Genomic DNA, 1,174 nt, shown 5'->3' with positions numbered 1-1,174 from the left:
GGGCGCGCTGGTTCAGCCGGGAGGAACTCCAGGACGCCGTTCTCACCGGCGAGATCACCATCTCCAGCCGGCTGTCGATTGCCCGCTCCCTGATTGAGCACTGGTTCGGCGGACGTATTCAGGACCGGGTTGGCGCCTGAAGCCCTCTATATCCATCAGACTCCAGCACGCGGTAGTCGAGACGAAAAAGCAGCAAAGTGACTACAGAAAATTTTGACGGCGCAGCGTCCCTGGAGGACCGGATCCTGGGCGGCCTGGACGCCGAGCAGCGCGAGGTGGCCAGCACGCTCAACGGCCCGCTGTGCGTTCTTGCCGGCGCCGGCACGGGAAAGACCCGGGCCATCACCCACCGCATCGCCTATGGCGTGCACTCAGGTGTTTACACTCCCCAGCGGCTCCTGGCCGTGACGTTTACTGCCCGCGCGGCAGCGGAAATGCGCAGCCGGCTGCGGGACCTTGGCGCAGGCAACGTCCAGGCCCGGACCTTCCACGCAGCAGCACTGCGCCAGCTGCAGTTTTTCTGGCCGCAGGCTGTTGGCGGTACGTTGCCCAACCTGCTGGACCACAAGGCCCAGATGCTCGCTGAGGCAGCCCGTCGGCTTCGACTGAGCACTGACAGGGCCTCGATCCGTGACCTTGCTTCGGAAATTGAATGGGCCAAAGTGTCCATGCTGACGCCCGCCAACTACCTGGAAAACGCGCAGGACCGGGGAGCGCCGGGCGGATTCGACCTCACCGCCGTGGCCAGGGTCTTCCAGTCCTATGAGGATGTTAAGACGGACCGCAATGTCATCGACTTCGAGGACGTCCTCCTGATCACGGTGGGCATCCTGCAGGAGGACGAAAAGGTCGCCGCCACCGTCCGCGAGCAGTACCGGCACTTTGTGGTGGACGAGTACCAGGACGTTTCCCCGCTGCAGCAACGGCTCCTTGAACTATGGCTGGGAGGCCGGGACGAGCTGTGCGTCGTCGGGGATGCCAGCCAGACCATCTATTCGTTCACCGGGGCCTCTCCGAAGCACCTCCTGGAGTTCAAAGTCCGCTATCCGCAGGCCGACGTCGTGAAACTGATCAGGGACTACCGGTCCACGCCGCAGGTGGTAAAGCTCGCCAACGATCTCCTCGCCGGCAGGCGGAGCGGTGGACCTGCCGCTGACGCCGCCCGGGCCGCGCC

General features: G+C 64.7%; 1 protein-coding gene and 1 pseudogene. Both read left to right on the top strand.

The features are described from left to right. A pseudogene (locus AC5RWX_RS33590) lies at nucleotides 1-140 on the top strand (NAD(+) diphosphatase); the annotation flags it as partial. A 57-nt stretch (nucleotides 141-197) separates the two neighbouring features. Further along, a partial coding sequence (locus AC5RWX_RS33585; RefSeq protein ID WP_494100473.1) for an ATP-dependent helicase occupies nucleotides 198-1,174 on the top strand: 977 nt, incomplete at its 3' end.

The sequence above is a fragment of the Arthrobacter sp. SPT-J7 genome, from assembly GCF_059089965.1.
The sequence above is the reverse complement of the archived record's forward strand: the minus strand, read 5'-3'. Positions and strand labels throughout refer to the sequence as shown.